The organism is Streptomyces sp. NPDC001068 (assembly GCF_042897315.1).
Classification (GTDB): domain Bacteria; phylum Actinomycetota; class Actinomycetes; order Streptomycetales; family Streptomycetaceae; genus Streptomyces.
This window is the reverse complement of the sequence record NZ_JBIAYD010000007.1, coordinates 125,159-147,460: the sequence shown is the minus strand read 5'-3', so window position 1 is coordinate 147,460 and position 22,302 is coordinate 125,159. Positions and strand designations below refer to the sequence as shown.

21 protein-coding genes are annotated in these 22,302 nt (G+C 72.1%); 13 read left to right on the top strand and 8 right to left on the bottom strand.

Going from position 1 to position 22,302, the window contains the following annotated elements:
- Positions 1-115: 115 nt before the first annotated feature.
- From ACFY3I_RS20885 to ACFY3I_RS20875, 3 genes are all read left to right on the top strand, one after another.
- Entirely contained in the window at positions 116-637 is a 522-nt protein-coding gene (locus ACFY3I_RS20885; protein ID WP_390861918.1) for a gluconokinase, read from the top strand.
- Between the two features lie 48 nt (positions 638-685).
- The gene (locus ACFY3I_RS20880; protein ID WP_365287972.1) at positions 686-2,083 is read left to right on the top strand and encodes a gluconate:H+ symporter; all 1,398 of its coding nucleotides are present in this window, start codon (positions 686-688) and stop codon (positions 2,081-2,083) included.
- 66 nt (positions 2,084-2,149) lie between these two features.
- Positions 2,150-3,148, top strand: coding sequence for an NAD(P)H-dependent flavin oxidoreductase (locus tag ACFY3I_RS20875; protein WP_390861917.1), 999 nt, complete (start codon positions 2,150-2,152; stop codon positions 3,146-3,148).
- An 18-nt stretch (positions 3,149-3,166) separates the two neighbouring features.
- Here ACFY3I_RS20875 and ACFY3I_RS20870 read toward each other — a convergent pair whose 3' ends face one another.
- The 3 genes from ACFY3I_RS20870 to ACFY3I_RS20860 all read right to left on the bottom strand — a co-directional run bounded on the left by ACFY3I_RS20870 (position 3,167) and on the right by ACFY3I_RS20860 (position 5,572).
- Positions 3,167-3,793, bottom strand: coding sequence for a cytochrome b/b6 domain-containing protein (locus tag ACFY3I_RS20870; RefSeq protein WP_390861916.1), 627 nt, complete (start codon positions 3,791-3,793; stop codon positions 3,167-3,169).
- Positions 3,777-4,499, bottom strand: coding sequence for a molybdopterin-dependent oxidoreductase (locus tag ACFY3I_RS20865; RefSeq protein WP_390861915.1), 723 nt, complete (start codon positions 4,497-4,499; stop codon positions 3,777-3,779). The genes ACFY3I_RS20870 and ACFY3I_RS20865 overlap by 17 nt, the downstream gene beginning before the upstream one ends.
- A gap of 104 nt (positions 4,500-4,603) precedes the next feature.
- Positions 4,604-5,572 (bottom strand): hypothetical protein, encoded by a 969-nt coding sequence (locus tag ACFY3I_RS20860; RefSeq protein WP_390861914.1) that lies wholly within the window; start codon positions 5,570-5,572, stop codon positions 4,604-4,606.
- A 373-nt stretch (positions 5,573-5,945) separates the two neighbouring features.
- Between ACFY3I_RS20860 and ACFY3I_RS20855 the strand changes: the two genes are divergently transcribed.
- The 4 genes from ACFY3I_RS20855 (at position 5,946) to ACFY3I_RS20840 (ending at position 8,482) form a co-directional block, all read left to right on the top strand.
- Positions 5,946-6,857, top strand: a complete 912-nt coding sequence (locus tag ACFY3I_RS20855) for a DMT family transporter (RefSeq protein ID WP_365287982.1) — start codon at positions 5,946-5,948, stop codon at positions 6,855-6,857.
- A gap of 238 nt (positions 6,858-7,095) precedes the next feature.
- A complete protein-coding gene (locus tag ACFY3I_RS20850) occupies positions 7,096-7,605 on the top strand; it encodes an NUDIX hydrolase (protein ID WP_390861913.1) in 510 nt (169 codons plus the stop codon).
- Positions 7,606-7,769: 164 nt separating this feature from the next.
- Positions 7,770-8,162: a DUF202 domain-containing protein gene (locus ACFY3I_RS20845; protein ID WP_365287986.1), complete on the top strand. Its 393-nt coding sequence runs from the start codon at positions 7,770-7,772 to the stop codon at positions 8,160-8,162.
- Entirely contained in the window at positions 8,159-8,482 is a 324-nt protein-coding gene (locus tag ACFY3I_RS20840) for a DUF202 domain-containing protein (RefSeq protein WP_390861912.1), read from the top strand. The genes ACFY3I_RS20845 and ACFY3I_RS20840 overlap by 4 nt, the downstream gene beginning before the upstream one ends.
- A 90-nt stretch (positions 8,483-8,572) precedes the next feature.
- Here the strand turns inward: ACFY3I_RS20840 and ACFY3I_RS20835 are convergent, their stop codons facing one another.
- Positions 8,573-9,517, bottom strand: a complete 945-nt coding sequence (locus ACFY3I_RS20835; protein WP_390861911.1) for an NADP-dependent oxidoreductase — start codon at positions 9,515-9,517, stop codon at positions 8,573-8,575.
- A 127-nt stretch (positions 9,518-9,644) separates the two neighbouring features.
- Between ACFY3I_RS20835 and ACFY3I_RS20830 the strand changes: the two genes are divergently transcribed.
- From ACFY3I_RS20830 to ACFY3I_RS20820, 3 genes are all read left to right on the top strand, one after another.
- Positions 9,645-9,941, top strand: a complete 297-nt coding sequence (locus ACFY3I_RS20830; RefSeq protein WP_365287992.1) for a hypothetical protein — start codon at positions 9,645-9,647, stop codon at positions 9,939-9,941.
- A gap of 167 nt (positions 9,942-10,108) precedes the next feature.
- Positions 10,109-11,131 (top strand): phosphotransferase family protein, encoded by a 1,023-nt coding sequence (locus ACFY3I_RS20825; protein ID WP_365287994.1) that lies wholly within the window; start codon positions 10,109-10,111, stop codon positions 11,129-11,131.
- Between the two features lie 6 nt (positions 11,132-11,137).
- Entirely contained in the window at positions 11,138-12,352 is a 1,215-nt protein-coding gene (locus tag ACFY3I_RS20820; protein ID WP_390861910.1) for an acyl-CoA dehydrogenase family protein, read from the top strand.
- Positions 12,353-12,429: 77 nt separating this feature from the next.
- On the opposite strand, the gene ACFY3I_RS20815 is transcribed toward ACFY3I_RS20820, so the two are convergent.
- From ACFY3I_RS20815 to ACFY3I_RS20805, 3 genes are read right to left on the bottom strand one after another with little or no spacing between them, the layout of a single operon-like run.
- Positions 12,430-13,023, bottom strand: a complete 594-nt coding sequence (locus tag ACFY3I_RS20815) for a TetR/AcrR family transcriptional regulator (RefSeq protein WP_365287998.1) — start codon at positions 13,021-13,023, stop codon at positions 12,430-12,432.
- Positions 13,024-13,052: 29 nt separating this feature from the next.
- Positions 13,053-14,729: a class I adenylate-forming enzyme family protein gene (locus tag ACFY3I_RS20810; protein ID WP_390861909.1), complete on the bottom strand. Its 1,677-nt coding sequence runs from the start codon at positions 14,727-14,729 to the stop codon at positions 13,053-13,055.
- Positions 14,726-15,490, bottom strand: a complete 765-nt coding sequence (locus ACFY3I_RS20805) for an SDR family NAD(P)-dependent oxidoreductase (RefSeq protein WP_390861908.1) — start codon at positions 15,488-15,490, stop codon at positions 14,726-14,728. Before ACFY3I_RS20805 ends, ACFY3I_RS20810 begins: the two co-directional genes overlap by 4 nt.
- A gap of 161 nt (positions 15,491-15,651) precedes the next feature.
- Between ACFY3I_RS20805 and ACFY3I_RS20800 the strand changes: the two genes are divergently transcribed.
- Positions 15,652-16,902, top strand: a complete 1,251-nt coding sequence (locus ACFY3I_RS20800; protein WP_390861907.1) for an exo-beta-N-acetylmuramidase NamZ domain-containing protein — start codon at positions 15,652-15,654, stop codon at positions 16,900-16,902.
- An 80-nt stretch (positions 16,903-16,982) separates the two neighbouring features.
- Positions 16,983-18,302, top strand: a complete 1,320-nt coding sequence (locus ACFY3I_RS20795; RefSeq protein WP_390861906.1) for a serine-threonine protein kinase — start codon at positions 16,983-16,985, stop codon at positions 18,300-18,302.
- 25 nt (positions 18,303-18,327) lie between these two features.
- On the opposite strand, the gene ACFY3I_RS20790 is transcribed toward ACFY3I_RS20795, so the two are convergent.
- Positions 18,328-21,117 carry a penicillin acylase family protein gene (locus tag ACFY3I_RS20790; protein WP_390861905.1) on the bottom strand — a complete coding sequence of 930 codons (2,790 nt, stop codon included), beginning with the start codon at positions 21,115-21,117 and terminating at the stop codon, positions 18,328-18,330.
- A gap of 268 nt (positions 21,118-21,385) precedes the next feature.
- Here ACFY3I_RS20790 and ACFY3I_RS20785 point away from each other — a divergent pair, with 268 nt between their 5' ends.
- On the top strand, positions 21,386-21,988 hold the full coding sequence (locus ACFY3I_RS20785) for a hypothetical protein (RefSeq protein WP_390861904.1): 603 nt from the start codon (positions 21,386-21,388) through the stop codon (positions 21,986-21,988).
- Positions 21,989-22,302: the final 314 nt, after the last annotated feature.

Genomic DNA, 22,302 nt, shown 5'->3' with positions numbered 1-22,302 from the left:
CGTCGTACCTAATGGGTTTCAGTGAGGCCGACGCCGGATGTCGTGAGCCGGCGCCTCTCGTCGAGGAAAGCGTCGAGGAACGTCGAGGAACACCGAAGAAGACAGCGAGGCAGTGATGCGGACCCCCCACGTCGTCGTCGTGATGGGCGTCGCCGGCACCGGCAAGACCACGATCGGCCCTCTGCTCGCCGCCCGGCTCGGCGTCCCCTACGCCGAGGGTGACGACTTCCACCCGCCGGCCAACATCGCCAAGATGTCCGCCGGGCACCCGCTGGAGGACGCCGACCGGTGGCCCTGGCTGGACGCCATCGGCTCCTGGGCGCACGGCCGTCAGGGCCTGGGCGGAGTGGTCAGCAGCTCGGCGCTGAAGCGGTCCTACCGCGACCGGCTCCGCGCCGCCGCCCCGGGCGTCGTCTTCGTGCACCTCACCGGTGACCGCGGGCTCATCGAGGACCGGATGGCGCACCGTCGGGGCCACTTCATGCCGACCGCGCTGCTGGACTCCCAGTTCGCCACGCTCCAGCCGCTGGCGGCGGACGAGCCCGGCGTCGCGGTGGACGTCACCGGCACCCCCGAGGAGATCACCGAACGGGCCGTCCGCGCCCTGGACGCCCTGCCCGACCGCACCCCGCAGTAACCCCCCGACTCCCCGTCCCCGTATCCCCGTACCCGCAAGGAACCCCCCGTGACCAGACTCAGCGTCGAGATGCTGGCAGCGGACACCGTCGCGCCCATCACCTCGGCCGGACATGCCCAGCTCGGCATCGCCGTCCTGGCGGGCATCGCCGTCATCGTCCTGCTCATCACCAAGTTCAAGCTCCACGCCTTCCTGGCGCTCACCATCGGCTCGCTCGCGCTCGGCGCGTTCGCCGGGGCGCCGCTGGACAAGGTCATCACCAGCTTCACCGCCGGCCTCGGCTCCACGGTCGCCGGCGTGGGTGTCCTGATCGCGCTCGGGGCGATCCTGGGCAAGCTGCTGGCCGACTCCGGCGGTGCCGACCAGATCGTCGACACGATCCTCGCCAAGGCCGGCGGGCGGTCCATGCCGTGGGCGATGGTGCTGATCGCCTCCGTGATCGGTCTGCCGCTGTTCTTCGAGGTCGGCATCGTGCTGCTGATCCCGGTGGTGCTGATGGTCGCCAAGCGCGGCAACTACTCCCTGATGCGGATCGGCATCCCGGCGCTGGCCGGCCTGTCCGTGATGCACGGGCTGGTGCCGCCGCACCCCGGCCCGCTGGTCGCGATCGACGCGGTCGGCGCCAACCTGGGTGTCACCCTCGCCCTCGGCGTGCTGGTCGCCGTCCCGACCGTGATCGTCGCCGGTCCGCTGTTCTCCAAGGTCGCCGCCCGCTGGGTGGACGTCCCGGCCCCCGACCGGATGCTCCCGCAGCGCCCCTCGGAGGAGCTGGAGCGGCGTCCCGGCTTCGGCGCCACCCTCGCCACCATCCTGCTGCCGGTCGTGCTGATGCTGGCCAAGGCACTGGTGGACATCGTGGTCGACGACCCCGCGCACACCGTCCAGCGGGTCTTCGACGTCATCGGCTCCCCGCTGATCGCCCTGCTCGCGGCCGTGATCGTCGGCTTCTTCACGCTCGGCCGCCCGGCCGGGTTCTCCAGGGGCCGGCTCCAGCAGACCGTCGAGAAGGGCCTGATGCCGATCGCGGGCATCCTGCTCATCGTCGGCGCGGGCGGCGGCTTCAAGCAGACGCTGATCGACTGCGGTGTCGGCCAGATGATCCTGGAGATCTCCAAGGACTGGTCGATCCCGGCGCTGCTGCTGGCCTGGCTGATCGCGGTGGCGATCCGGCTGGCGACCGGCTCGGCGACGGTGGCGACCGTCTCGGCGGCCGGCCTGGTGGCCCCGCTGGCGGCGGACATGTCGACCGCCCACACGGCCCTGCTGGTCCTGGCCATCGGCGCCGGCTCGCTCTTCTTCAGCCATGTCAACGACGCCGGCTTCTGGCTGGTCAAGGAGTACTTCGGGCTGAGCGTCGGGCAGACCGTCAAGACCTGGTCGATCATGGAGACGATCATCTCGGTGGTGGCGGGCGGGCTGGTCCTGCTCCTGTCGCTGATCATCTAGGGCCGGACGGACCCACCCTGGACAGGCGGACCATCGCTTTTGCGGTGGTCCGCTACTGTTCGCCCCATGCTGCGGACGCGGTTCACCGACATGTTCGGACTCACCCATCCGATCATGTGCGCCCCCATGGCCCTGCACAGCGGCGGGACGCTCGCCGCGGCGGTCTCCGCCGCCGGCGGGCTCGGCTGCTTCGGGGGCACCCATCCCTGGCGGAAACCCGACTGGATCCGGGCGGAGACGGCGATCGTCCGCGCCGCCACGGACCGACCGTTCGGGGTCGGTTTCATCACGCCGTTCCTGCCCTTCACGGAGGCGCTGTTCGACGCCGCGCTGGAGCAGCGGCCCCCGGTCGTCGCCCTGTCGTTCGCCGATCCGAGACCGTGGCTCGCCCGGGCCAAGGACGCCGGCGCCCGGGTGATGTGCCAGGTCCAGGAGTACGAGGGCGCGGCGGCGGCGGTGGCCGCGGGCACCGACGTCCTGGTGGCCCAGGGCGCCGAGGCCGGCGGTCACACCGGGACGATGGGCCTGCTGCCGTTCCTGGCCGGCCTGGTGCGCAGGTACCCCGACGTCCCGGTACTGGCCGCGGGCGGCATCGGTGACGGACGCACCCTGGCCGCCGTCCTCACCGCCGGGGCGGACGGCGCCTGGCTGGGCACGGCGTTCCTCGCCACGCCGGAGGCGGTCGAGGTGCACGACGTCCACAAACGCCTGATCGTCGGGAGCGACGGCGGCGACACCGTGTGGACGCGGGCCTACGACATCGTGTCGGGGCTGCCGTGGCCGGCCGGCATCGGCGAACGCGTCCGCCGCAACCGGTTCACCGACGAGTGGTCCGGGCGCGAGCCGACGCTGCGCGAGCGCGCGCGGGAACTCCGGGACGCGGCGGGCGGCGAACCCTTCGGGACCCCGCCCGACCCCGACACGGGCGAGATCCTCTACGGCCAGTCGGCGGCCTTCGTCGAGAGCGTGCGCCCCGCCGCCGACGTGGTCCGTTCGATCAGCGCCGAGGCCGAGACGATCCTGGACTCGCGGCCGCGCTCGCTGCTCGGCCGGCCGCCGGCCTGACCGGCGTCCGGCGCGGGATCAGGGCCGCCACAGCGGGTGCTCGCGCTTGGCCCACTCCCTGCTCACCTCGCCGGTGCGCAGCCCGCGTCTCGCCTCCGCGTCGCCCAGGGCCATGCCGATGTGGCCCGCCAGGACCACGCCGATCGTCAGGGCCAGCCAGTCGTGCACGAAGGTGGCCGAGGTCCGCCACATCAGCGGGGTGAGGTGGGTGAACCACATCAGCAGGCCGGTGGCGAGCATGACCAGGGTCGCGCCGGCGATCCAGTTCGCGTAGATCTTCTGGCCGGCGTTGAACTTGCCCGCCGGCCGCGAGGACGGGCGCTTGTCACGGTTCAGGGCGGCCCGCAGCCACAGCCGGTCGTGCGGGCCGAAGCGGTTCAGGAAGCCGAGGTCCCTGCGGAAGGCGCGGGAGGCGAGGCCGAGCAGGACCGGGGCGGGCAGGGCCAGGCCCGCGCACTCGTGGACGCGGACGACCAGTTCACGGCGTCCGACCAGGACCGCGAGCTGCGGGACGTAGAGGCAGGCGGCCGTCAGGACACAGATCCCCATCAGCACGGCCGTCGTGCGGTGGATCCAGCGCTCGGCGGGGGTGAAGCGGTGCAGCCGGTCCGTGGCGGCGGCCGGTGCGTCAGCTCGTAGGGGCATCGTCGCGTCCGTTCGAACGGCCGACCCAGGCGTCGACGTCGTAACCGAGGTGTTCCCAGTAGCCCGGCTGCACCTTGTCGGTCACCGTGATGCCGGAGAGCCACTTGGCCGATTTGTAGAAGTACATGGGGGCGACGTAGAGGCGGACCGGGCCACCGTGGTCGTGCCCGATGTCCTTGTCCTGCATCCGCAGCGCGACCAGGATGTCCGGCCGCCGCGCCTGGTCGAGGGTGAGGCTCTCGGAGTAGGCGCCGTCGAAGCAGGTGAAGCGGATCGCCCGCGCGCTGTCGCGGACCCCCGCCAGCTCCAGAAGGTGCGACAGGCGGACGCCCTCGAACGGGGTGTCCGGCACCCGCCACCCGGTCACGCACTGGACGTCCTTGACCAGTCGGGTCTGCGGCAGGGCACGCAGGTCGGCCAGGCTGAAGGTGCGCGGAGTGTCGACCAGGCCGTCGATCTTCAGCCGGTAGTCGGCGGCGGTCCTGTTCGGCACCGACCCGGTCACCGAGTAGTAGCGGAAGCCGCCGCCGTTCGGGAGCAGGCCGGTCAGGCCCGTGGGGTCCTTGCCGGAGAAGGTGCCGAGGACCGATTCGGTGACGCGTTGCAGCACCGGCGCCGTCACGACACCGAGCGCGCCCAGTCCGATGGTGCCGAGGAACACCCGGCGGCCGACGGGCCTGCCCTCCTCGGGTCGTTCAGAGTTCACGTACTCATTCGAACACTCTCGGGGCGGACCCGGCCAGGAAATGGGGCCGCCGTAAGAAATCCACAACCTCTTCTCATCCACCGTCCGCGCGACGGCCGCTCCCGTCAGCCCCCGAGCGCGCGCTCCCGGGCCGTCCGGAACGCCTCGCACGGGTCGCGGTCCGGGTAGGACCAGGGCGCCCGGGTGGTGTGCGGGCCGATGCGCTGGAACAGGGCCGCGGCCTCGGCGTACCGGCCGGCTCCCGAGGTGGCGTGGGCGAGGTGGTTGAGGTCGACGTGGCCGCGCGGGTGCTCCTCGGTACCCCATTCCAGCCACCAGTCGAAGGCCGCGTTCAGGGCGTGCCGGGCGGCCGGTTCGGCCCAGTGGCCGGCTTCGAGGGCGTCGGCGGATGCCCGGCCGGCCGCGGCGAGCACCCGGTGACGCTCGGTGCACGCGACGACGGGCAGGACGGCGAGCGGGGAGTCGGCCGGGGCCGCGGCGGCCGAGCGCTCCGCGAAGACTCGCAGCTCATGGCCGCCGTCGGTCTCGGTCTCCGCGATCCGGGCGGCCATCAGGTGGTGGGCGTGGTGGTGCTCGGGGTGCCGGTCGCGCACCTCGTCGAACAGGCGGCGCGTCTCGCGGCAGGTGCCCAGGCGGCGGGCGAGCAGCAGGAGGCCCAGCCACGGGGTGGGGTCGGCCGGGGCGAGCGCGGCGGCGCCGGCGCAGGCGTCGCGGACCCGCTCGGGGGGTTCCTTGCCGCGCAGGGCGCGGCGGACCAGGGCCAGGGCGTGGAGGGTGGCGGCGCCCGCGGAGTCCGGCTCGGCGAGCAGCCATTCGCGGGCCCAGGCGACGGCGTAGGGCTCGCGGGCCAGGACGGTGACCCGGTGGCCCCGGCGGTCCCAGTCGTCACCCGTGTGGAGCAGCAGGGAGCGGGCGGCCTGCCAGCGGCCCTGGGCCAACGCGGCTCGCGCCGACATGAGTTCGGCGTCGTCGAGCGCGGCGTCGGGGCAGTGTTCGCACCCGGGGTGCGCCGGCGCGCGGGGCCCTTCGGCGACGGCCCGGCCTGGGCCTAAGAGGGGCGGGGTTGGGGGCACCGCGGAACTTCCTGGTTGTCGGGCTGCCATCGGCCGATCACGCACAGCAAACCCCCAGCCAAGACTTTGCGTCAAGCTGAACAGGACTGGTACTCCGTTCAACTACCCGGAACGCAGCGGAACTTGGCGCGCGCCGGGGTCCGCCTGGCGTACCGTGACCGTGGGGTTCCGGGTTCCGGATGTGGCCCACGCCATGGCGCGGGGCGCCCGGGCATCGGACCATGGCCGTACCGGTCCGTCGCCGCCCCGCTCCACCCGCCGCGTCCGGCTCGGACATCGTGACCGAGTCGACCGCCCGGTTCCGGGTACTCCCGGAACACCACCCGTCCGCGAGCGCTACAGTCGGCCACTACGCACCCCGTAGCCCGGCCGCATGATCGAGGTACGCAGCGTGTCCGTCCTGGTTCTGACTCTCGCCGTGAGTGCGGCCTGTTGCCTCGGCTTCGGGTTCGTGCTCCAGCAGAACGTCGCCCAGAAGGCTCCGCTGAGCGACTTCCTGTCGCCCCGGCTGCTGCTCGACCTGATGAGGGTGCCGCGCTGGCTCGGCGGCATCGGCCTGATGGCGGCGGGCATGATCCTCGGCGCGATCGCCCTCGGCAAGGGCGAGATCTCGCTGGTCGAACCCCTGCTCGCGACCAACCTCCTGTTCGCCCTGGCGCTGTCCCGGCATCAGACCAAGCACCCGCTGAGCCACCAGGGCTGGGCCGGTCTCGGCCTGCTCGCGGGCGGGGTGACCACGTTCATCCTGGCGGGCCAGCCACGCGGCGGCGACGCCATCGCCAACCCGCTGCGCCACTGGCTGATCATCGGCGTGACGGTCGGCATCGCCCTGGTGCTCACCACCTGCGCCAAGCGCTCCCGGCTCAGTGCGGGACCGACCCTGCTCGCCCTCGCCGCCGGCCTCCTGTACGGCGTACAGGACGCCCTGACCAGGGTCACCGGCACCCGGTTCTCCGAGGGCGGCATCATGGAGGTGCTGACCGGCTGGCAGCCCTACGGCGTCCTCGTGCTCGGGGTCAGCGGACTGATCCTCGTGCAGAGCGCCTTCGAGACGGCGGAGCTGCGCATGTCGCTGCCCGCGCTCACCGCGGCCCAGCCGCTCGCCGGGATCCTGTGCGGCGTCGGCTTCCTCGGGGACCGGCTGCGCACCGACACCGGCGCGCTGGCCTGGGAGGCGGCGGGACTGGCCGCGATCGTGGCGGGCATCGTGCTGCTCGGACTCCATCCCGCGATGCCCCGCGGTCCGGCCCCGAAGGAACCTTCGCTGGACCTCCAGCCGCGCTGACGTCCGGGGAACCCCCGCGGGACGTCGGCCGCGCCGACGCACAGGCCTCCGCCTGACTCCGGACCCGCCGACGCACAAGCCTCCACCGCACTCCGGAACCGCCGACGCACAAGCCTCCGCCGCACTCCGGAACCGCCGACGCACAGGCCTCCGCCGCGCTCCGGATGGGTCGGCGTCCGCGGCCGCGGGACTCCGGACGCGCCGACGTCCGGGGCCGTCGGGCTGCTTGGATGGCGGCATGAAGCCTGCTGACGAAATCCTCGACATCGTCGACGAGCACGACCGGGTGATCGGACAGGCGCCCCGCGGTGAGGCGTACGCCAAGGGCCTGCCCCACCGCTGCGCCTTCATCCTGGCCCGGGACGCCGCCGGCCGGATCTTCGTCCACCGCCGCACCTCGACCAAGCTGGTCTTCCCCTCGCTGTACGACATGTTCGTCGGGGGCGTGGTCGGCGCGGGCGAGTCCTACGACGACGCCGCGCTGCGGGAGGCCGAGGAGGAACTGGGCGTGTCCGGGCTGCCGCGCCCGACGTACCTCTTCAAGTTCCGGTACGAGGACGCCCGGGGCCTCAGCTGGTGGTCGGCGGTGTACGAGGTCCGCTGCGAGCTGCCGGTGCGGCCGCAGGTGGAGGAGGTGGCCTGGCACGACTTCCTGACGGAGGAGGAACTGGCGTCGCGGCTCGGGGAGTGGGAGTGGGTGCCGGACGGGCTCGCGGCGTGGGAGCGCCTGCGGGAACGGCGGGGCTGAGGCGGAAGGGTCGCCGGCCGGCGCCCGCCGGGTGCCGGCCGCCGGCCGCCGGGTGCCGGCCGCCGGGTGCCGCCCGCGCCCGCGAGGGGCGTGGGGAACCGGACGGGCACCCCGCCCCCACCCGCACCTGCCCCCGGCCCTCCCCCCGGGTAGGCTCCCGGTACGTGATCGAATTCGCGAGGAACGTCCGTTTGTGGTTCGCGCCCGAAGCGGTGCGTGAAGAGGGGACGACCCCCGACTACCGTTTCTCCCTCGCCAACGAGCGGACCTTCCTGGCCTGGCTGCGTACCGCCCTCGCGCTGATCGGCGGCGGTTTCGCCGTGGACCAGTTCCTGCCCGACCTCCGCTGGGCCTGGCGGGTCGGCCTCGCGCTCGCCCTCCTCGCCGCCGGTGTGCTGTGCTCGCTGCGGGCCGTGAACCACTGGATGCGCTGCGAGCGGGCGATGCGGCGCGGCGAGGACCTGCCGGTCTCCCGGTTCCCGGCCCTGCTCAGCGTGGTCGTCGCCGTGGTCGCCGTCGCGATGGTCGTGGTGGTGCTCGTCGGCTGGGAAGGGTGACCGCGGTGGCGTCGCCCACCCGCGATCCGGGGCTCCAGCCGGAGCGGACCCGGCTGGCCTGGCGTCGTACGACGCTCTCCGCGACGGTCGCCGCCGTGCTCGCCGCGAAGACCGCGCTGCACGGCGGCACCTCGGCCGCCGGCGTGCTCGCCTGCGCGGCCTGCTGCGCCCTGTGGCTGGGCTTCCTGCTGGTCGCCAACCACCGGATCCGGACGCTGGCGGCCACCGATCGCCCTGCGGCGCTCTCTCCCCGGCAGGCGGCCGTGGCGGTGCTGTGCACGGTCGCCGTCGCCCTCTGCGCCGCCGCGCTGGTCGTCTGAGTCGTCCGAGTCGTCCGAGCACCGGTCGTCCGAGCCCCCTCCGCCGCCGGCGAAGTCCCCTGCCCCAGGACGACCCGATGGACGGCCCTGCTAGCCCTCCTCCTCCGGCCACTCCACCGTGACCACGAGCTTGCCCCGGGTGTGGCCCTCCTGGCTGCGCCGGTGCGCGTCGGCCGTGCGTTTCAGGGGGAACGTCTCGTCGACGTGGACGGTCACCGCCCCCTGTTCCGCGAGCGCGGCGAGCCGGTTCAGGTCGCCGGCGTCGGGGCGCGCCCAGCAGTAGCGGCCGCCGAAGTCGACGACGTCCGGGTCGGCGATCGAGGCCATCCGGCCCTCGGGGGCCAGCAGGTTCGCCGAGACGATCAGCGCGTCCCCGCCGACGGTGTCGAAGACGGCGGCCACGCCCTCGGGGGCCAGCCCCCGGACCCGCTCGGCCAGGCCCGGACCGTAGGTCACCGGCTCGCCGCCGATGCCCCGGACGAAGTCGTGGTTGCTTTCGCCGGCCGTGCCGATGACCCGGGCGCCGAGGTGGGCCGCGATCTGGACGGCGAGGGAGCCGACCCCGCCGGCGGCGGCGTGCACCAGCACCGTCTCGCCGCGCCTGACCTCCAGGACGTGGACCAGCACCTGGTAGGCGGTGAGCCCGGCCAGCGGCAGTCCCGCGGCCTCCTCGAAGGAGAGGTTGCGCGGTTTGCGGGCGAGGGTGCGCACCGGGGCGGCGACGTACTCGGCGAAGGTGCCCCGGGACAGGAAGTCCTCGCGGACGTAGCCGATCACCTCGTCGCCGACCGCGAAGTCGGTGACGGCCGGGCCCGGCTGGACGACCACGCCCGAGACGTCCCAGCCGGGGACGACCGGGAAGACGGCGTCCATGATCCCGTGCAGCGCCCCCTCACGGCATTTCCAGTCGACCGGGTTGACGGCCGCCGCCCGGACCTTCACCAGGACCGAGTCGGGGCCGACCTTCGGGTCCTTGACCTCGCCGTACTCCAGCACGTCGGGGCCGCCGTACCGGCTGTAGCTGATGCCCTTCATGGAACCGACCCTCCGGGCTACTCGGACGCCACGCAACCGGGATGCCCGCATATGTGCCGTTCGCGTGGCAGCCTGTCCGTCGGCAGCACGCCACCCTCCCGACCCCGTACCGCCGAAGGCGAACACCATGACAATCCTTCATCAGGAACACACCGCGCACGGCCACAGCCACGGCCCGGACTGCGGCCACGACCAGGTGCCGCACGGTGACCACGTCGACTACGCGCACAACGGGCACCTGCACCGCGAGCACGGCGGCCACTGGGACGAGTGCGAGCCCGACGGGCACGTCACCCACGACGCCCACGACCACCGGCACGGCGACGGCTGCGGCCACACCGGCGTCCTGCACGGCGACCACGTCGACTATCTGCACGACGGCCACCGGCACGCCGAGCACAACGGCCACTGGGACGACCACTGAGGTCTGCCCGACCCCGGTTCGACGGCTCCCCCGCGCGTTCGGGGAGCCGTCGTTCCATGCCCGGGACGGGGGGTGGTCCCGGTCACGTTCGGCTCACCGGCTGGACGACATACCGACTGGTCGGCATCATGTGTGGGGTCCTGTTCACTCGTTCGTAGGAGCGATGCATGAGCCCCGACCACCCGCCCGGACTGGATCTCGACCGGCTGCGCGGACTGCTCGACCGCGAGCGCCCCGGCCTGGCGAACGGTCCGCTGACCGGAAGGCTGATCGAGGGCGGACGGTCGAACCTCACCTACGCGGTCTCCGACGCCACCTCGAAGTGGGTGGTACGGCGGCCGCCGCTGGGTCACGTCCTGGCCACCGCGCACGACATGAAGCGCGAACACCGGGTGATCAGCGCGCTGTACCCGACCGAGGTCCCGGTGCCGCGGCCGGTACTGCTGTGCGAGGACACCGAGGTCCTCGGCGCCCCGTTCTACGTGATGGAGTTCGTGGCGGGCACCCCGTACCGCACCTCCGACCAGCTCGTCCCGCTCGGCCCCGAGCGCACCCGCGACGCCGTGCTGTCCCTCGTCGACACCCTCGTCGAGCTGCACGCCGTGGACCCTGAGGAGGTCGGCCTCGCCGACTTCGGGCGCCCCGAGGGGTTCCTGGACCGGCAGCTGCGCCGCTGGGGCAAGCAGCTGGACGCCTCCCGCAACCGGGAGCTGGCCGGCATCGACGAACTGCACGCCACCCTGGGCCGCCGGCTGCCCGGCTCCCCCGCGCCCACCGTGATCCACGGCGACTACCGGCTCGACAACGTGCTGATCGGCGACGACGACCGGATCAAGGCGATCCTCGACTGGGAGATGTCCACGCTCGGTGACCCGCTCACCGACCTGGGCCTGCTGGTGATGTACAGCAAGCCGCTGGGCACGCCCGACTCCCCCGTGTCGACGACCGCCGAGGCGCCCGGCCACCCGGACCCGCGGGAACTGGTCGAGCGCTACGCGGCCCGCTCCGGGCGGGACGTCTCGCACATCGCCTGGTACACGGCGTTCGCCTGGTTCAAGCTCGCCGTGATCCTGGAGGGCATCCACTACCGGTACACGCAGGGCCAGACACTCGGACAGGGCTTCGACCGCATCGGCGAACTCGTGCCCGTCTTCATCGACCACGGACTGACCACTCTTCAGGAAGGCTGACCGGCCATGGACTTCGCGTTCGACGCGCGCACCGAGGAACTCCGCGCCAAGCTGCTCGCCTTCATGGACGAGTACGTGTACCCGGCCGAGGCGGTCGCCGAGGAGCAGCGCGCCGCGCTCGCCTCGCCGTGGGACACCCCGGCCGTGGTCGGCGAGCTGAAGGCGGAGGCGCGCAGGCAGGGCCTGTGGAACCTCTTCCTCCCCGACGCCGAGTACGGCGCGGGCCTCACCAACCTCCAGTACGCGCCCCTCGCCGAGATCACCGGCCGCTCCCCGCACCTGGCGCCCACCGCGCTGAACTGCGCGGCCCCGGACACCGGCAACATGGAGGTGCTGGCCCAGTTCGCCGACGAGGCGCAGAAGAAGCAGTGGCTGGAGCCGCTGCTCGCCGGTGAGATCCGCTCCGCGTTCGCCATGACCGAGCCGGAGGTGGCCTCCTCCGACGCCACCAACATCACCACGCACATCGAGCGGGACGGCGACGACTACGTCATCACCGGACGCAAGTGGTACATCTCCGGGGCGATGAACCCGGACTGCAGGATCTTCATCGTGATGGGCAAGACCGACCCGGACGGCGCCGACATCCGGCGCCAGCAGTCCATGGTCCTGGTCCCGCGCGACACCCCGGGTGTCACCGTGAAGCGCGCGATGAAGGTCTTCGGCTACGAGGACCACTCGCACGGCGGCCACGCCGAGGTGGTCTTCGACCACGCGCGCGTGCCGGTGTCGAACCTGGTCGGCGAGGAGGGCGGCGGCTTCGCCATCGCCCAGGCCCGGCTCGGCCCGGGCCGGATCCACCACTGCATGCGGCTGATCGGCATGGCCGAGCGGGCGATCGAGCTGATGTGCCGGCGGGCCGTGTCCCGCACCGCCTTCGGCAAGGAGCTGGCGCACCAGGGAGTGGTCCACAACTGGATCGCGGACGCCCGGGTGACCGTCGAGTCGCTGCGGCTGCTGGTCCTGAAGACCGCCTGGCTGATGGACACCGTCGGCAACCGGGGCGCCCACACCGAGATCCAGTCCATCAAGATCGCCACCCCGCGTGCCGTGGTCGGCATCATCGACCGGGCGATCCAGCTGCACGGCGCGGGCGGTGTCAGCCAGGACTTCCCGCTGGCCGACCTGTACGCCGGGGCCCGGACCCTGATGATCGCCGACGGCCCGGACGAGGTCCACCAGCGCTCGCTGGCTCGGCGGGAGCTGAAGAAGTACGTGTAGGCGGACCACGTGGGAGGGGCCCCGGCCGTGCGGCCGGGGCCCCTCCCACGTCACGGTCGCCCGGCTTCCCGGGCCGGTCAGGGCCGCAGGGCCCGCAGCAGCAGGTCGGCGAGCTGGTCGGCGACCTGCTGGGGGGTCATCGGGCCGTCCGGCCGGTACCAGGTGGACAGGTGGTGGATCGAACCGAAGTGGTAGTCCACCACCAGGTCGGCCGGGGTGGCGGTGGAGAAGACGCCCTCGCGCTGGCCCTCCTCGATCAGCGCGCGGAAGCGCTCGTGGTAGCGGCGGCGCTCGGCGCGCACCTGCTTGTTCTTCTCCGGGCTCAGGTGGTGCATGGAGCGGAAGAAGATCGACGCGTCGTCGAGGTTCTCGATGGTCGTGACGACCACGTCCGCCGCCGCGCCCCGCAGCCGCTTCTCGATCGGCTCGTCCGCGTTCGCGAAGGCGTCCAGCCGCTCCTGCTGCACGCGCAGCACGCGCGCGTACACCTCGTGCAGCAGATCGTCCTTGGAGCCGAAGTAGTGGTACAGCGCTCCCTTGGTGACGCCTGCCGCCTCCACGATCTCCTGCACGGAGGTGCGGTCGTAGCCCTGCTCCGCGAAGAGCCGGGTGGCGGCGGCGAGGAGCCGCTGCGGAACAGGTGCTCCGTCGCCGTCCGTCGTCCTTGGCACTGCCGCCACCCGCCTCTCTCGTATGTCTGCTAACCCTGTTGCGGTCGGGAACGAAGTTCCCGTCGGAGGATCTTCCCACTTGCCGTCTTCGGCAGGTCGGGCAGGATCTCCACCAGCCGCGGATATTTGTAGGCGGCCAGCCTCTCCTTGCAATAGAGGGCCAGATCGTCCGCGTCGGTTGCAGCGCCGGGGCGGAGACTGATGTACGCCTTGACGGTCTCCCCACGGTAGCCGTCGGGCACGCCGACGACGGCCGCCTCGCGTACCGCCGGATGGGTGTACAGGACGTCCTCGACCTCGCGCGGCCAGACCTTGAAGCCGGACGCGTTGATCATGTCCTTCTTGCGGTCGACGACGTACAGCCAGCCCTGCGGGTCCATGAAGCCGATGTCGCCGGTGCGCAGTTCGCCGTCCGGGAAGGTCTCGGCGGTGGCCTCGGGCCGCCGCCAGTACCCGGGCACGACCTGCGGCCCGCGGACGAGGATCTCGCCCTGCTCGCCGAACGGCAGCTCGTTGCCCGCGTCGTCGACGATCCGCACGACCGTGTCCGGGCCGGGCACCCCGACGGCGAGGGTCCCGGAGACCGGGTCCACGGGCGCCTCCAGGGACGGCGGCACGGAGGCGCAGGGCGCGGTGCACTCGGTGAGGCCGTAGCCGTTCCTGATGTACGGCCCGTAACCGGCCCGGAACTTCTCCACCAGGGCCGGGGGCAGGGGCGCTCCGCCGGAGGAGATGTTCGCGAAGGAGGCGAAGTGCTCCGGGGTGACGTCCGGGTGGGCGGCCAGGGCCATGAAGGCGGTGGAGGGGCCGACCGTGTAGTGCGGCCGGTGCTCGGCGAACGCCTCCAGGACCAGGCCCGGCTCGAAGCGGTACGTCAGCACCAGCGTGCCCGTGCTGTTCAGACAGGCGCCGAGCTGGCAGACCATGCCGGTGATGTGGAAGAGGGGCGCCAGGGCGTAGTACACGGGCGCGTCCGGCAGGCCGAGCCCGGTCTTCTGCCGCTCGGCGTTGTACATGATGTTGCCGTGCAGGTTGATGGCGCCCTTGGGGGTGCCGCTCGTCCCCGAGGTGTAGCTGATCAGCGCGATGTCGGACGGTACCGGGTCGCGTCCCTCCGGGGCCGTGCCGCCCCGGCGGGCCACCGCCACCAGGTCCTCGGCGTCGGCGGCCTGCGGCAGCCGCTCGAAGGCCAGCACGCGGGTGTCGTCGCGGGTCTGGAAGTCCAGTTCGCTGGCGGTGAGGACGATCCGCACCGTGGAGCCGGCGGCCGTGTCGCGCAGGTACGACTCCCAGGCCCGCTGCGAGCAGACCAGCGCGGCCACCTCGCCGTCCCGCAGGACGTGACCGACCTCGCCCGACTTGTACATCGGGTTGACCGGTACGACGGTCGCGCCGGCCTTCCAGGCGCCGAGCAGCGCGAGCACGAAGTGCGGCGAGTTCTGCAGGATCACGGCGACCCGGTCCCCGCGCTCCAGGCCGCGCTCGGCGAGGTGGGCGGCGACGGAGTCGGTCAGCTCGTCGACCTCGCGGAAGCTGAGCCGGGCGTCGAAGTAGGCGAGGAAGGTGCGGTCGGGCGCCTCGGCGACGGCGGCACGCAGCGCGTGCACCATCGAGGCGGGGGGATCGACCGGGCCGCGCTGGGCCTCGTCGAGGAGCGCCACCCAGGGCTTGGCGGCGTAGAGCGAATCGGTCCGCGACCGGGTCACAGGGTGGCCTCCCACTTCTGCTGGATGTGGTTCATGTTGGTCAGCCAGCGGTCCGGGGCGGCCGCCCGCGCCCGGTAGAACTCGGCGACCTCGGGGTGCGGGAGGATCAGGAAGCGGTCCTCGGCCATCCCCTCGAACAGGGCGTCGGCGACCGCCGCCGGCTCGATCGCGGTCGGCTGGAGCACCAGGTCGCCCGCGCTGCCGGTGGCGGCGAGCATGTCGGTGCGTACGCCCTGCGGGCAGATCGCGTGCACCTTGAGTCCCCGGTGCCGGTAGGTCAGGGAGAGCCATTCGGCGAAGGCGTACGCGCCGTGCTTGGTCACGCTGTACGGCGCGGCGCCGATCATGGTGAGCAGTCCGGCGGCGGACACGGTGGACACGAACCGCCCGGCGCCCCGCTCCAGCCAGTCCGGCACCAGTTCCTGGGCGGCCCGCACATGGGCCATGACGTTGACGTCCCAGGCGGCGGCCCAGACGTCCGCGTCGGCCGCCTCGGAACCGCCGGAGCCGAGCCCGGCGTTGGCGCAGTAGATGTCGACGGTGCCGCCGAGCGCGTCCCGGGCGGCACCGACGATGCCGGACGCGTCACCCGGGAGGGCGATCCCGCCGATCTCCTCGGCGACGGCGGCGGCCCTGTCCCCGTCCAGGTCGTTCACCACGACCCGGGCCCCTTCGGCGGCGAACCGCCGGGCGAGGGCGGCCCCGATGCCGCCTCCCGCCCCGGTGACGACGACTCCGGCATCCTGCACGGCTCCCACCATCGGTCTCCTTCGACACGACGCGAAACAACACGGCCCAGTCACGACACACTAACCGGTCGGTATGTTTGAGGATAGGGCGGCTGTCACACCCCATAGGGGCGTGGGGAACCACGCGACCAGCCATTGCAGGACCCGCACCCGGTCGACGACGGAGGTCTCTCATGCGGCGCCCTTCCAGACGCGGTGTGCTCGCCGCGGCCACGGCGGCGGCCGTGATGCCCATGCCCGCGGCGTCCCCGGCCGACGCACCCGGCCGCCACGAGGCCCGCCTGGAGACCGGCTTCGACCGTCTCTCCGCCGACGGCTACGCCCTGCTCGACGACAGGAAGGTCGGCGTCGTCACCAACCCCACCGGCATCACCACCGACGTCCGGCACATCGTCGACGTCATGCACGCCGACCCCCGGGTCCGGCTGACCGCGGTCTTCGGGCCCGAGCACGGATTCCGCGGCACCGCCCAGGCGGGCGGCTCCGAGGGCCGTTACGACGACCCGGCGACCGGCCTGCCGGTCTACGACACCTACCTCAAGAGCGGACGGCCGCTCGCCGACGTCTTCACCGCCTCCGGCGTGGACACCGTCGTCTTCGACATCCAGGACGTCGGCGCCCGCTTCTACACCTACATCTGGACTCTGTACGACTGCATGGAGGCCGCGCAGCTGGCGGGCAAGCGCTTCGTCGTGCTCGACCGCCCGAACCCGGTGACCGGGCGCGCCGCCCAGGGCCCGGTCCTGCACCGGGAGTTCGCCAGTTTCGTGGGCCGGCAGCCGATCGCGCAGGCGCACGGGATGACGGTCGCCGAGCTCGCGAAGCTGTTCAACGCGGAGTTCCTGACCACCCCGGTCGGGCTGGACGTCGTGCCGATGACGGGCTGGCTGCGCGACCGCTTCCACGACGCCTACGGGCTGCCCTGGGTGCCGCCGAGCCCCAACATGCCCACCCCGGACACCGCCCTCGTGTACTCCGGCACCTGCCTCTTCGAGGGCACGAACCTGTCCGAGGGACGGGGCACGACCCGACCGTTCGAACTGCTCGGCGCGGAGGGCGTCGACGCGCGGTGGGCGGCCGCCGTCAACGCGCTGGGCCTGCCGGGCGTGCGGTTCCGGGAGGCGTACTTCACGCCCACGTTCTCCAAGTTCCAGGGCAGAACGGCGGGCGGGGTGCAGATCCACGTGCACGACCGGGCCGCCTACGACCCCGTCCGCACCGGGATCGCGCTCCTGGTCACGGCCAAGAAGGTGTGGAGCGGCTTCGCCTGGCGGGAGGACCACTGGATCGACACGCTCACCGGGTCCACGACCGTGCGCACCATGACGGACGCGGGCGCCGGCACCGACGAGATCGTCGGCTCCTGGCAGGACGAACTCGCCGCGTTCGGCCGGATCCGAAAGGAATTTCTCCTCTACGGGTGAGGCGCGTCGTATGGCCAACCCTGCCCGGCGGCGGGACGATGCGCCCACATCGCACCGGTTCGGGGCACGAGGAGCCTGGTATGGCCGATCCTGGGATGAGTGTGGCTCCCTACTGGGAGCTGGCCTTCGACGCCGACGGCGACCCGGACGGCACCGAACGCGACCGGCTGCTGGGCGAGGTGGCGGGGCACGGCCTGCGCGATCTGATCGTCTTCGCGCACGGCTGGAACAACGACCGCGGGGAGGCGACCTCCCTGTACCGGCGGTTCTTCGCGCCGATCCCGGAGCTGGTGCCGGACGCGAGGATCGGGTACGTCGGGGTGGTGTGGCCGTCGATGCGGTTCTGCGACGAGCCGATCCCCGACTTCCCGAGGTCCGTGGTGGCCACGGAGGCCCAGGAGGGACCGGCCCCCGTCCTCGACAAGGACACCCGGCACGCGCTCCTGGACACCTTCCCCGGGCGGGCCACCGTGGTCGACCAGATCGCCCGGATGCTGGACCAGCGCCCGGCGAACGAGCTGGCGGAGTTCGGCCGGCTGGTACGGCTGCTCGTGGAGGTCCTGCCGGGCGGCCCCCAGCCGCTGTTCGCGGCGGACACGATCGCCGAGGGCGTCCCGCAGAGCGAGCCGGTGCTGTTCGGCGAGGACACGACGGCTCTGTGCGCACAGTTCGCGCAGGCGCTGGCCGCGCTCCGGCAGGGGCCCCACGCCGAGGGGTTCGCGTTGCCCGACCCCTGGGACGGCGCCAAGGAGCTGCTGCGGCAGGCGACGTACTACGCGATGAAGCGGCGCGCCGGGACCGTCGGTGAGCGCGGGCTCGGACGGGTGGTCGGCCGGCTGGCAGGTGTCGCCCCGTCGCTGCGGGTGCATCTGGTCGGGCACAGCTTCGGCGGCCGGCTGGTGTCGTTCGCGCTGCGCGGGCTGCCGGACGGGGTGCGGACGGTGAAGTCCGTGACGCTGCTGCAAGGCGCCTTCTCGCACTACGCGTTCGCCGCCCGGCTGCCCCACGACGCGCGTGCGGGCGGGGTGCTGCAGGGCCAGGAGAACCGGATCGACGGCCCGCTGGTGTGCTGTCACTCGCGCTTCGACGGCGCGCTCGGCACCATGTACCCGCTGGCCTCGCGGATGGCGGACGACGACGAGTCGCTGCTGGGCGTGGACGTGGGCGGGCTGCTGGGCGCCCGGTGGGGTGCGATGGGGCACGACGGGGTGCAGGCGGTGCCGGGCACCCGGTCGCTGGACCTGGCGGCGGCGCTGCGCGGCCCGCTCGCCGCGTCGGGCTGTGTGAACGTCGACGCGGCGGCGGTCGTCCGCAGGGGCGGCCCGCCGTGCGGGGCGCACAGCGACATCGTGCACCCCGAACTGGCGAGGGTGGTGCTGGCGGCGGGGCGGATCGGCTGACCCCGCCGCCATGGACGCGGCCGGCTCAGCGGTGCGAGGTGAACTCCACGACCTGCTGGAAGGTCGGGCGGTTCTGCCAGCTGATGTTGTAGTGCTTGATGCCGCCCAGGGTGCGCTGGACGATCGAGTCGGCACACCACTGGTCGCCTGCCGAGCACAGGGAGTCCCCGGGGTAGACGGTGGACGCGCTCGTGCCGGCCGCCGTCTTCAGCGTGCTGATCAGGATGTCCCGGCAGGCGCTGAGGCTGCCGCCGCCGCAGTACTTCTCGGCCAGCGGACCCGACACGCTCTGCCCGAGCACCGACCGGATGTCCTTGTCGACATAGCTCCACCAGCCGTACTGGAAGGAGCTTCCCGCGTGCGAGCCGGTGGGCCCGTGGGCGGCCGACGGGGTCTCGTCGATCGGCAGGTTGGCGCCGAGCGCGGTGTACAGGCCGGCGCCGAGGCCGGGCTGGAACTCGGCCTTCACCAGCAGCGGCCACCAGGCGTCCAGGATCCGCACGGCGTCGGCGTCGGCGTAGGTCTTCGAACCGGCCGAGGTCTCGGTGCGTTTGCCGCCCGCGGTCAGCCAGGTCTGCAGCTTGGCGACGGCGGCGGCGGCCGTGGAGTCGGTCACCGTACTGCTGTTGACGACCTTCAGCAGGTCCGGCAGCACGTCCTCGGCCCGCAGGTCGGTGAGCGACGCGTCCGCCATCGCCTTGACGAGGGAGGTGCGGGTGACTCCCCCGGCCGCGACGAGCTTCTTCACCCGGTCGTCGAGCAGGTTGCCGCGGTGCACGGAGCCGTCGCCCCAGCTCGCCGTGGTGTAGTTCAGCGCCTGCTTGTTGTTCCAGGAGACGTAGTAGTCCTGGTCGACGGAGTTGGGGTGCTGGGAGGCCGGGGTGTAGTCGGCGGTGTTGGTGGCCGGGTTCCAGTTCTGCCACTCGTAGGCGGCCTGGCCCCAGACCGGGAACTCGGGGTCGACACCGCTCGGGCGCACCGGGTTGTCGCCGCTGTTGTAGTACGCGGTGTGCGCGGAGTCGGCGTAGAACCAGTTGAAGGTGAAGTTGATGTGCTGCGCCGCGCTCTGGAAGGTCGCGGGGCTCTTCACGTAGTCGGGGTCGTTGAGCATCTGGAAGCCGATGATCGAGTCGGCCTCGTGCATGTAGGAGGAGCGCAGGGTGGTGTAGGCGACCTTCTTCCCGCCGACGGTGGCCCGGTACTGGACGGGGCCGTACTTCGTCTTCCACACGCGCATGGTGTACGAGCCGGCAGCCGTGCCGTCGGCGGTCGTCGGCTTCCAGGAGTTCTTCTGCTCGACCTTGTCCATGGCCGTGCAGGTGCCGTGGAACAGGTAGTGGTAGTCGTCCTGGCAGAGTTCGACGGCGTAGCTGTCGATGATGTCCTGGCCGGATGTGGTGGCGGACCAGGCGTAGTCCTGGCCGCGGCCGAGCTCGACGTACATGCTCAGACCGGCGAAGGAGGCGCCGCGGGCGCTGATGCCGGGGCCCTGGATCTCCTGGAGCATGAGCAGCTGCGGGGCGAAGTAGCCGGTCTGCGGTCCGAAGACGGCGACCGGGTGGCCGCTCGCGGTGTACTTGCCGCTGACCACCAGCGCGTTGGACATCCCGCGCCGGGCCGAGCTGAGGGCGGTCGCGGTGGCGGCGGCCGAGGCGGCGGAGGCGCTCTGGGAGGCGCCGGTGCCGGTGGCGTCGTAGACCAGCGGCTCGGTGGTCACCGAACCGGAGTCCGGCAGCGCCTCGCCCTGGGGGTCGGCGGGCTTGGTGCCGTACGGGAAGCTCTCGCCGTTGTGGACGGTGAGGGCGGCCTCGGGGTCGTTGCGCTCGCGGAACGACTCCCAGACCTTGGTGCCCTGCTCGACGCCGTACTGCTGCTGGGCGGCGAGCAGCGAGACGGCGTTGCTGACCTCGCCGCCGCCGCCCGAACCGAACAGCGAGCCGATGACGGAGGCCAGCGCCACCAGATCGGTGATCTTGAAGTGGTCGATGGTGCCGGCGTTGGTGATCGAGTCCTTGTGACCGGTCAGGACGTACTCGCCGGGGAAGTAGCGGCCGCTGTCGGAGGCGTCTATGTAGGAGTTGATGCCGGCGAGGTAGGCGTTGGCGTCCGCGAGGGCCTGCTGGCCTCGGCTGCCGTTGTTCGCGACGGCGTTGTCGATCTGCGCCTGGAGGTCGGCCTCGGTGTACGGGGCGTTGCGGTAGAACTGCTGCTCGAGGCCCTGGTTGGAGGCGGCGCCGCCGGCGAAGGTGGTGAGCTGGCCGCGGCCGACGTGCCGGAACACGTCCATCAGCCACAGCCGGTCCTCGGCGGCCGCGTAGCCGGCTCCGAACTCGGTGCCGTATCTGGTGGTACCGGTGATGTGCGGCACACCGGTCTTCTTGTCGCGGACGATCGTCACGTCACTGCGGCCCGCCGGGCTCTCCGTGGAGGCGACCTGGTCGGAGGCGACGCCGAACGAGGAGTCGTTGAAGAACGTGTTGATCTTCGCGTCGGTGAGGCCGGAGTAGCCGGTGGCCAGGTTGTTGTAGGGGCCGAGCTGGTCCTCGGCGTGCGCGGGCTGGGTGCCGAAGATCTGGTTGAGGAGAACCTGGGCGAGAGTGGCGTTTCCGTTCTCGCCGGGCGGCAAGATGTCCGAACACTGGCCGCCGCAGTAGTCGTTGGAGGCCGTGGCCGCCGCGGCCGGAGTCGCCTGGGCCAGCGGGGAGAGCAGACCGGCGACGAGGACGCATACAGATGCCGCTTTCAGGAACCCGGGGAGCTTGCGGGGAGTTCTCAGTCTGTCGAACAACGCGTGATGTCTGGTGCGCCGGGGCATGGCGACTCCTCACGACGGGGGTGGTGCCGGACGTTACCGCCGGTATCCCCGAGATTGAAGATGAACATGCGTCAAGTTTTGGAGTGGTCGCCCGAGTCGGTCGCGTCACCGGCCGTCGGTCAAGGCGGGCGGCCTTATGGACGGCATCGGAAATCGGATGGAGCCGATTCGAGTGTCGATACGTCTATACGGCAACGCCGCGCGAAGTCGGTGCGACGCCGCCGAAGTGACCGAAGTACAGGTGCAGGTGTGACGGAGGTGCAGGGCGATGGCAGGTTTCCGGAGTCTGGCGAGACAGGTGCGAGACCCACGGTGTGATCTGGCGCTACGGCGTTATTCGCTGCGCAAGTGCCTGGAGCGGTTCGCTCCCTACGGCCACCGCGCGACCTGGGACCATCTCTGCTCGCGGGCCGGGTTCGATCCCGAGGACCGGTCCCCCGACCCGGCGCGCCTCGTGGGCGCACTGGAGGAGTTGGAAGAGGCGCGCACGGTGTGGCTGGCCTACGAGGTCGAGTTCGCCTCCCGCCGCAAGAAGGAGAAGCACGACGGGCTGCGCCGCCCGGGCAGCGTGGACGACTGGCACCGGCTGACCTGGGGCGGGTTCGGAGTGGCCTGGTGCGACGACCCGAGGGTCCACCCCGACGAACCACTGGCCGAGGTGCTGCGACGGCTGATCGCCGCCCTGGAGCGCGAACCGGGCGCGGTCTGCCCGGTGTGCGCCGGGGAGCACCTCATCTGGAAGTACGACCTGGACCACGAGCCCTCCGCCGGTCCGGTCTGCGCGGACTGCGGAATCCTGGTGCCGCGTCCGGTGCTCACCCCCGAGGCCCTGGCCTATGCCAGGCGCGGGCGTCTGCTCATGTCGGCCTGACCACACGGGGGTGCGCCGGGGATGCCGCACCCCCATCCCACCCGGTGACCGCACCTCCCCATCACCGACGGCCGCGACGCTAAGGGCTGTCCCGTAATCCCCGGTGGGTCGGCGCACGGCGTCAGATGCGGTGCATCGCAAGGCGGAGGGTCGCCCTCATACCGGGCGTATTCGGGCGACCCCGACAACGCCGCGAGGTGCCGTAGCTGTCGTCGTGCGCCCGCCGGGGATTACGGGACAGCCCTTAGCAGGGGGTAATCCGCTGGTTCCACCCGTTTCCCGTCCGGACAGTGGGGGTCGATGACACCCGGCTG